The sequence below is a fragment of the Geminocystis sp. GBBB08 genome, assembly GCF_016743215.1.
In the GTDB taxonomy this organism is placed as follows: domain Bacteria; phylum Cyanobacteriota; class Cyanobacteriia; order Cyanobacteriales; family Cyanobacteriaceae; genus Geminocystis.
This window is the reverse complement of the sequence record NZ_VRZC01000157.1, coordinates 1-9,166: the sequence shown is the minus strand read 5'-3', so window position 1 is coordinate 9,166 and position 9,166 is coordinate 1. Positions and strand designations below refer to the sequence as shown.

The window sequence follows — 9,166 nt, the reverse complement described above, 5'->3', positions numbered from 1 at the left end:
ATTACCATCATGGCAAAAGGGTTTAAATCTCTTTCTAATTCTTCCCATTTTTCTTGATAATCTAATAGTTTAATTATGGGAAAATCGAGGTTTAATTTACACCCCCCTAAATCATAACCATAATTAGACGGTCGCCATTTTTCTTTTTCGTCTCCTAGTATAGCAAGACTAATTACTGGTTTTCGATATAGGTCAAAGGTGCGATAATGATAGATAAACATTCGTTGACTAAAATCAGTATCATATTGACTTTGCACTTCGATGTGAATTAAAATCCATACTTCTTGATTGTCTTTTAAGCACACTTGAAACAGTTTGTCCACCAATCTTTGACTATCTTCAGAATCGGCAGTGATTTTCTGTAATTCTTTATCTAAAGAAACAGGAGGTTTTAACCAATCAATTAAATTATCAACATCGGGAAAAAAGAAGTCTAAGAAGTGATCAAAATATTCCCCAATAGCTTCTTTCCACGGTTCATCATAATTAGCGTTTATTTCTGTCATACAATCACAGATTAATCAAGATTTGATTTCACTATATTACGACAATATCAATATTAGTCAAAGCTAAACCATAATTAAAAGTGGCAAATTGCACCGCCGCTATTGCACCACTACCATCCGCATCAAAAAATAAACCTCCGTTACTAGAATTGTAGAAGAAACGATGGGGGCAAGTAATAATAGATGTTACTAGCATAAACTGAGTCAGTAGTAACATACCAACTGCTAAACCACCTCCAAAACCACTACCAGAAACTTGAATAGTGTCATCTGTTATGTTAAAAGTATATTACTGCGTTACGCTATCGCTAACACATCCTACATAACTTGGGTTTCTGCCGTTTCGGGAGAATAAGGAGACTTTTTGCTTTCTCATTCCTCATTCCTAATTAAAAAAGCACATTTAATTTTATTAACTGTTTAGTTTTTCTTATCATTAGCACATTACTATAATTACAATAATATTATACTTTTAAAGTAATGATTGAAATTCCTGTCTTAACCATTTAACATTCGCAACTCTTGCCACAATTAAATTTTGTTGAGAAGAATTATCAAACGTTAGTTTCCATCTTTGTATTGTTTCTTCGTGATGTATCCAAAAATCAACGATACTTTCAATTACTTGATCCCAATTCCAGTCTGGCTTTAGTGGGATCATTTCTGTGGATTTGATAAAACTATCTAAGGTACATTGATAACTACCAAGATAGGTTTTACTGCGGTTTGGGTTTTGTTCTAGCTTTTGTTGATAATAAAAAAAGTCCAAAATTGGAGTGACTCCAACAATGTCAAAGGAATAGGACATAATTGATTTTTTCTCCTTGATATTAAACGACAAAAAAATATTTGAAAATTTTAGACATTTTAATAAATGCTTTTTTATGACTTTAAAATTAGATAATACCCTGTCAAATTGATATTATTCATTTTATTTTAGCTAATATTTTTTAGATTTATTGTTATTTATGAACTTTTTATTAATTTTACTTCACATTTATTAACTCAAAGTATAAGAAATTTATATCATTGATTTGAAAAAAAAGTGACATTTATTGATAGATTGAGCTAGAATTTACACTTAAAATTAACAATTATTTAATGTTTAGTATCGTAGATTATCGCTAACTCGATAGTTTGCCCTCAAAATTTTAGAGTGTGACGAGTAAAAGGAAACTGTATCCATGAATCTAAATTCAGCATCGCAAAAAATATCTCAAATTATTTTGGCTATAACTTTAGGATTAATTGTTTATCCTGAATCTGCCAAAGCCGCTTCTTCCACTTTAACCACCGAAAGTTTAGAGCTTTCCAAGCCAACTTTATTGGTTAACAGTGTTCAACAAGTGTCAATGTTAGTGGAAGCATCTAATACCATTAGCTCAGAATTGACTAATGATGTTCCATCTATTGCCATAGATAATGTTAAACAAAACAATTATACTATAGCCAAAGAAAATACAGTTACACCAATACAGGAAGTAACAGCTGATAAACTTGAACTTAATGTTGTTGAAACGGCTAATTTAGCCCCTGAAAATTCTAGTAGTGCGTCTGATGATAGCCCTTCTTTAATAACATCTAGTGAAAATCCTACTGTTATAGTCGCTCAGGCTCAGAGTGTATCTATTCCCGTGGAAGTTCAGTTTCAACCTCTAGAGACGGATAATCAATCTAAATCGATTACTATTCCCGTCGAATTTGACAAAAAAATTAATACATTGAATACTCCCAATACTTCTAATATTGGCGACAAGGCTAGTGCCATCACTATACCTGTTATTCCTTCTAGTAATGGCTCATGGGAAAATCAACAACCCCAAAAGGTACAAGAAACTCCTTTTAATGTAGGACGACCTACTTTAATTAGTAATACAAATACAGGACTTAATCAAAATTTCGATCGCCGAAATAGTAGGATAATTAATCCTCCCGTTGACAAAAATGAAGGAATTTATTCCCCCAACTTAATGAGTTCCGTTCCCATTCCAGTAGAGTCTTATAACCCTTTGGTTACTCCTTCTGCCGGACAAATGGTATCCCCTGATTTACCGCAAATTAATTCTCCTGATCCTTATTTGCCACACAGCGATCGCCCCTTTAATGGTTATATTTGGCCAGCAAAAGGAGTTTTTACTTCTGGTTATGGTTGGCGTTGGGGTAGAATGCACAGAGGAATAGATATTGCTGCTCCTGTTGGTACTCCTGTTGTAGCGGCAGCTGACGGTGAAGTTATTAGTGCCGGTTGGAATTCAGGCGGTTTTGGTAACTTAGTTAAAATCAGACACTTTGATGGTACAGTAACTTTTTATGCTCATAATAGTAAAATTAATGTGCGTCAAGGACAATTTGTTCAACAAGGACATCATATAGCTAATATGGGTAGTACTGGGTTTAGTACTGGACCTCATTTACATTTTGAAGTTCATCCTCAAGGGGAAAAAGCTGTTAATCCTATTGCTTTGTTGCCAAGACAATAAATAAGTGACTAGGGTGAATAGGTGACTAGGTGACTAGGTGACTAGGTGAATAGGTGACTAGGTGAATAGGTGACTAGGTGAATAGGGTGACAGCAAAAATGTTACACATGAAAAATCGTCTTTTTAGCAATTCTTGTAATATACCCAACGAACTCCTTTTGTTCGGTTTTCCTCCCTATTCTACTTTCGCACCTTGTTTAGGCAATTCTTCTTCTTAACTAGATCTAAAAAAACCTACCCTCGTGAGCTATTTGCCATTCCCAACCCTCACCAACTTTTTGACGCACCCCCTAATTAGTGTTTTTTTACTCTTGATTTTTATAGCTTTCTGAATTATTATTTCTCATTCCTTATTTTTCATTCCTTATTGCTAATGGCTTTTTTACAACAATCATTAAAGCAATATTTTGGTTATGATAGTTTTCGAGATGGACAAGAAGAAATTATAAACCAAGCATTAGATAATCGAGATTTATTGGTAATAATGCCCACTGGTGGCGGAAAATCTCTTTGTTTTCAACTTCCAGCTTTACTCAAAAAAGGCGTTGCTATCGTAGTTTCACCCCTTATTTCTTTAATGCAAGATCAAGTTACCGCCTTGCAGGATAATGGAATTGGTGCTACTTTTCTCAATAGTACTCTCGATTTTCCAGAAGTGCGCCGTCGAGAGCAGGAAATTTTGGCAGGAAAAATTAAATTACTTTATCTTGCACCTGAAAGATTAGTTAGTGAGAAATTTCAACAATTTTTACAAATTCTCTCCTCTACCATTACTATTTCTTTTTTCGCTATGGATGAAGCTCACTGTATATCAGAATGGGGACATGATTTTCGTCAAGAATACCGCCAATTAAGACAGTTGCGTTTTCGTTTTCCCAATATTCCTCTCATGGCTTTAACGGCAACAGCAACGACGAGAGTACAACAAGATATTATACATCAGCTTAACTTAAAAAATCCCGGGATTCACCGTTTTAGCTTTAACCGTAGTAATCTTTATTATGAGGTGCAACCCCGACAAAAACGCACTTATCAACAAGTTTTTAACTTAATTCATCGTTTAGAAGGTTCAGGTATTATTTATTGTTTTGCTCGTAAAACTACCGAAGATTTAGCCTCCCGTCTTAGGGAAGATGGTATTTCGGCTTTACCTTATCATGGTGGTTTAAGTGATGCAATGCGATCGCAATATCAAAATAGTTTTATCCGAGATGATGTAAGAATCATGGTGGCAACGGTGGCTTTTGGTATGGGAATTAATAAACCCGATGTGCGCTTTGTTATTCATCATGATTTACCTCGTAATGTGGAAAGTTATTATCAAGAATCAGGAAGGGCAGGTAGAGATAGTGAACCTGCGAAATGTATTTTATTATATAATCCTAATGATAAGTATAAAATCGATTATTTTATCAAACAAAAAAGTACTTTACAAGAGCAAAAAATCGCTTATCAACAGTTGACAAAAGTGATAGAATATGCAGAGACCAATTATTGTCGTCGTATTGTTCAATTAGGTTATTTTGGAGAAAAATTTAAAGGTAATTGTGATAGTTGTGATAACTGTTTAAATCCGAAAGAAATTGAAGATTGGACTATAGAAGCTCAAAAGTTTTTATCTTGTGTTGCTCGTGTTAATGAAAAATTTGGTATTAAACATATTATAGAGATTTTAAGAGGTTCAAGGGCTGAAAAAATTTATAAATATGGACATCATTTATTATCAACTTATGGTATAGGTAAAGACAGAACTTCTACCCAGTGGGAATATTTAGGAAAATCTCTTATTTATCAAGGTTTATTAAACCAAACTAATGATAGTTATAGAATTTTAAAATTAAACAAAGAAAGTTGGGAAATATTACAGCAAAAAAAACAGGTAAAAATTGCTGTAGAAAATAACACTGTCAATAAAAAATTAACAGAATTTAATCCAAAAGCATTAGAAATTGAGTTATTATTAACCAGATTAAAAAAATTAAGAAAACAATTAGCAGATGAAGAAAATATTGCACCTTACGTTATTTTTGGAGATTCAACATTAAAAGTTATGGCACAAATTCAGCCAAAAACCTCAGAAAATTTAAGGAAATTATCAGGCATCACAGAATATAAACTACAAAAATATGGGGAAAAATTTTTAAGAGAAATATTAGCTTTTTGTCATCAAGAAATTTTACCTGTTGCCTTGCCTAACAATACTCAAATGAAAACTTTACAATTATATCAACAAAATTTAACAGTAACTGAAATAGCTCAAAAAAGAGGTTTAACAGTTAGTACTATTATTAATCATTTTGTGGAATTAATTGAACTTAATCAACCTATCAATATCGATAAATTTGTTAATCCAGATAAGCAAAAAATTATTACAGATATTATTAAAAAATTAGGTAATCAACCTTTAAAAGTAATTAAAGATAAATTAGGTGAAAATTATACTTATGACGAAATAAGGTTAGTCAAAGCATGGCACAAAAAAATTATATAGCGTTTTTCATTATGGTGAGATCTCTCTATAAATCTTGCTAACAATGGGATGACTGCCCCTTGCCCATACCTCACTTATGTGAAAATTGCTATATCTTAGATCTTGCATCTCTATCATCAATTCTCGATGAGGATAGGGAAAAGGGAAGAGGGAAGAGGGAAGAGGGAAAAGTAATCAGAATTGATTTTAAAACTCCTAAAATTGATTTTTCCTGTTTTATTTTATTGGTATTATATTGGTGCAAGATCTGAGTCAAAACGTCCTAATCAACTCGTTATCTGCTATAGATAATTAGTTGCCTCTATATAAATAGATTGTAAATTAATAGATTGTTTAGTAATAGAAGTTAAATTTATGCCTTCAAAAAGGTTAATAATTTCTGCTAATTCTAAAGATTTATTGATTAAGAAAACTAATTCTCCTTGATAATATCTATGACTAAAACCTAATTTTTTTCCCAATAAAATTGCTTCTTCTTCTTCTTCTGTTTTAATAAAAATAAGCTCTTTTCCCGGAATTATTTGTTTTAATTGATTTAAATTACCTTCAATCATAATTTTTCCCTCTTTTATTATACCTAAGCGATCGCCTAATTTTTCAGCTTCATCGAGTAAATGAGTAGTTAATAAAATAGTCATACCTTGTTGTTTTAAACGTAGAATTAATTGCCAAATTTCGTAACGAGATTCAATATCTAAACCCGTAGTAGGCTCATCTAAAATAAGTAGTTGAGGATGATGTATTAAAGCTAGTGCAATATTCAATTTTCGTTGCATTCCACCGCTTAAAGTTGTGACAATATCATCTTTTTTTGCTAATAAGTTAACAGCCTTTAAATTTTCAAAAATAGCAGTTTTTAATTGCCAGCCTTTTAAGCCGTAAATCTTGCCAAAAAAAGCTAAATTTTCTTCACAAGTAAGCTGATGATAAAGTAAATTTTCTTGAGGTGCAACTCCCAATATATACTTAGATTTTTGACTTAATTTCTCACCGTTAATGAATATCTCTCCTGAATCATAAGTTAATAAACCACAAATCAGATTAATCGTTGTTGTTTTTCCTGCACCATTTGCCCCTAATAAACCATAAATTTCTCCTGAATTAATCTGTAAATTAAAGTTATTTAAAACCTTATTTTTCCCATAAAATTTATTCAGATTTTGAATAGTTAACATAATCAACATCGAAGTCTATGAATCAGTTAAAAATCTTGTCAAAAAGAGTAAATAAGTAGAGTGGGCACTGCCCACAGTTTCATTAACAAACTTTGAGCAATTAGCGATCGCTCATTTATTAGAATTAGTCTATGGATTATTCTCAAAATTAACCGCAAATAAACAAAATAAACAAGAAACCATAAAAGAGGATGAAACACTGATTATGAGTTTAAGACAATTATATCGAGACAAAATCGCCCAAGTCGAAACATAAGATATTTAGCAAGGGATATAACAAGATTTACAGCAATTGCAAGAAAGAATTAACAAAGAAAAAAAATTAATTATTCGTCAATTAACTCGGAAGTTGGAAGTAATTAATGAAGATTTACAAACTCAAGTAAAAGCTCTAAATATTATTGAGGATTTAGAAATCTTAGCAGAGGATTTTTTAGATTTTAATTCCATCGAAGATTTACAACAATGGCTAAGTAATTTCTAATTTTTAGGGCTTAATTATTGTCAAAAAATACATTATATCTTTACTTTGTAAAAGTTAATCAGCAATGGGAGGGGATAGCCTCCAAAATTTTAGGATTGGTTTAGCCATGAAGAAAAAAATAATTGTTGATTGTTAATTGTTAATGATTTTAGTTTTCTAACAACATTTTTGTTTCTGATATTCCTACCTTATTTAATACTCTTTTTAATTGATAGTTAACACCGATTATTACCATAATTTGAGTTAATAAACTTCCCAGAATAGCAAAGCTACTAACTTGATGAATGGTAGCGAAAGGAAAAGCTGAAAATAGCCATACAAGAGGAAAACTTTGATGACTTTCTCTGAGAATCATTAAAGCAAAAAATGAAGGGCTAATAATTAAACCACCGACTACACCACTGGCAATTAAAGTTCTTTTTTTATTTTTCATCATTAATAATAATTGAAAAACAGTGGCATAAATCATCATCATTGTTGCACCTAAAAATAATCCACCTATGATTGATAATTTACTTTCTTCAAAAGGGAAAATCAAAATAGAAGGAATCGTATATAAGGTAACAATTCCTATATTCACAGCAACAGCTAAAGGAGAAGGACTTTTTTCTCCCAATAATAAATCGGAAATAATGTTTTGATGATTAGAGGAATTTTCATGGGGAAAACGGGACCAATCTTGTAAACTTTGACGTGGGGGAGTTAAAGCGGCAATTATTAACAAGAAAAAGAAAAAGTTAAATATTTGTAAGCTAATTATTTTACCATCAGACCTAGAATAAGAGTTAATTTCTTGTAACGTAAATCCAAGATTGAAAACGATAAAACAAGCGGAAATTAGATAACTATGATACTTGGAAATCAATGTTTCAGAAGGATTGTGAAAACGACGTTTTATTCCTTGCCATAACCAAAATGTCCAAATTCCATAATTAGCTATAATTAACATTAAGCCAATTACACTATTTTTCCACCAAAAATTACCATACCAGTTAAGACTATTTAATCCGTCAAAAGATAAGTAACCAACAGTATCTGGAGAAAGAAATGTAGATTTTACTAGGTAAGCTAAAAATATCATCGGATTGAAAACGATAATCCAATCAAAAGATGTGCCCGTAAAATTTCTTGCCTCCATTGCTACTCCTGTCATGGTAGATAAGAAGAAGAAAATTGCCATACTTCCAAACCATCCTTGAAAGTTACCTAAGCCTTCGGAAACCAAACTAAACAATAAACTAACGCTATAGAAGAAGACACAACTGGCAGATAAGGTAAGATAAAAACCGATAATCAAAGAAAAAGGAATATTAGCCTTTAAACCTGCCGTTAAATGCAGAGGAATTGCTAAAATACCAAATAAATACACTAAAATCGGCACTCCTAACATTTTACCCCCCAAAATTGTCAAGGCTGACTGGGGTGTCAGGCGAATAAAATTAAGAGTATTTCTACTATTTTCTTTAGATACATCCGCCATTAACATATAACTACCAACCACCAAGAGAACAAAAACTCCGATAACACTCATGGTGATAAATAAATCTAACCACCATAATTCTTTGATTATCTGTACATTGTCTAACAAATCCTTGCTACAAAGTGCAAAATTTGATGAATAAGGTTGTACTTCTGTCATATTGGTACAATAACGACTATAGCTTCCTTCTATGGTAGGTAACATTCCTTCAAAGTAAAGATATAGTAAAAATTGTCCAATAATTGAGGCTAAAGAAACAATAGTAATGGTTTTCAGTGTTAATCTACCTTTTACTTCTCGGAATAATTGAGGATTCCATTCACCAACATTATCAACAACCCGGGGATACATTTTTGTTAACATATTTATCCTATTTCCTCTGCAATCAATAATTTTTCTTTTAATAATTATGTTAACAATTACTTGATGTGAATTTATCCTAATTATTGATTATTTATTGCCTCTTCTACAGTAGTTATGATAAATTACTAGACAATAATCGATAGAAACTTTAATCTATATAGTGTTAGTCATAACAAAAATACAATTG

General features: G+C 31.6%; 6 protein-coding genes and 2 pseudogenes. 3 read left to right on the top strand and 5 right to left on the bottom strand.

The features are described 5' to 3' along the window. The 3 genes and pseudogenes from FWJ34_RS15815 to FWJ34_RS15805 all read right to left on the bottom strand — a co-directional run. Positions 1-506, bottom strand: a pseudogene (locus FWJ34_RS15815) (hypothetical protein); the annotation flags it as partial. A gap of 31 nt (positions 507-537) precedes the next feature. Continuing rightward, positions 538-702 (bottom strand): hypothetical protein, encoded by a 165-nt coding sequence (locus FWJ34_RS15810; protein ID WP_308256305.1) that lies wholly within the window; start codon positions 700-702, stop codon positions 538-540. Positions 703-978: 276 nt separating this feature from the next. Further along, positions 979-1,314, bottom strand: a complete 336-nt coding sequence (locus tag FWJ34_RS15805; RefSeq protein ID WP_308256304.1) for a hypothetical protein — start codon at positions 1,312-1,314, stop codon at positions 979-981. Between the two features lie 1,153 nt (positions 1,315-2,467). On the opposite strand from FWJ34_RS15805, the pseudogene FWJ34_RS15800 reads away from it, so the two are divergent. After that, positions 2,468-2,986 (top strand): annotated as a pseudogene (locus tag FWJ34_RS15800) (M23 family metallopeptidase); the annotation flags it as partial. Positions 2,987-3,359: 373 nt separating this feature from the next. Continuing rightward, positions 3,360-5,477 carry a DNA helicase RecQ gene (gene recQ / locus FWJ34_RS15795; RefSeq protein ID WP_308256302.1) on the top strand — a complete coding sequence of 706 codons (2,118 nt, stop codon included), beginning with the start codon at positions 3,360-3,362 and terminating at the stop codon, positions 5,475-5,477. A 281-nt stretch (positions 5,478-5,758) separates the two neighbouring features. On the opposite strand, the gene FWJ34_RS15790 is transcribed toward recQ, so the two are convergent. Then, complete coding sequence (locus FWJ34_RS15790) at positions 5,759-6,652, bottom strand: ABC transporter ATP-binding protein (protein ID WP_308256306.1); 894 nt, start codon at positions 6,650-6,652, stop codon at positions 5,759-5,761. Positions 6,653-6,944: 292 nt separating this feature from the next. Between FWJ34_RS15790 and FWJ34_RS15785 the strand changes: the two genes are divergently transcribed. Then, positions 6,945-7,136, top strand: coding sequence for a DUF4351 domain-containing protein (locus FWJ34_RS15785; protein ID WP_308256301.1), 192 nt, complete (start codon positions 6,945-6,947; stop codon positions 7,134-7,136). 148 nt (positions 7,137-7,284) lie between these two features. Here the strand turns inward: FWJ34_RS15785 and FWJ34_RS15780 are convergent, their stop codons facing one another. Further along, a complete protein-coding gene (locus FWJ34_RS15780) occupies positions 7,285-8,979 on the bottom strand; it encodes an ABC transporter permease (RefSeq protein ID WP_308256300.1) in 1,695 nt (564 codons plus the stop codon). Between the last annotated feature and the right edge of the window lie 187 nt (positions 8,980-9,166).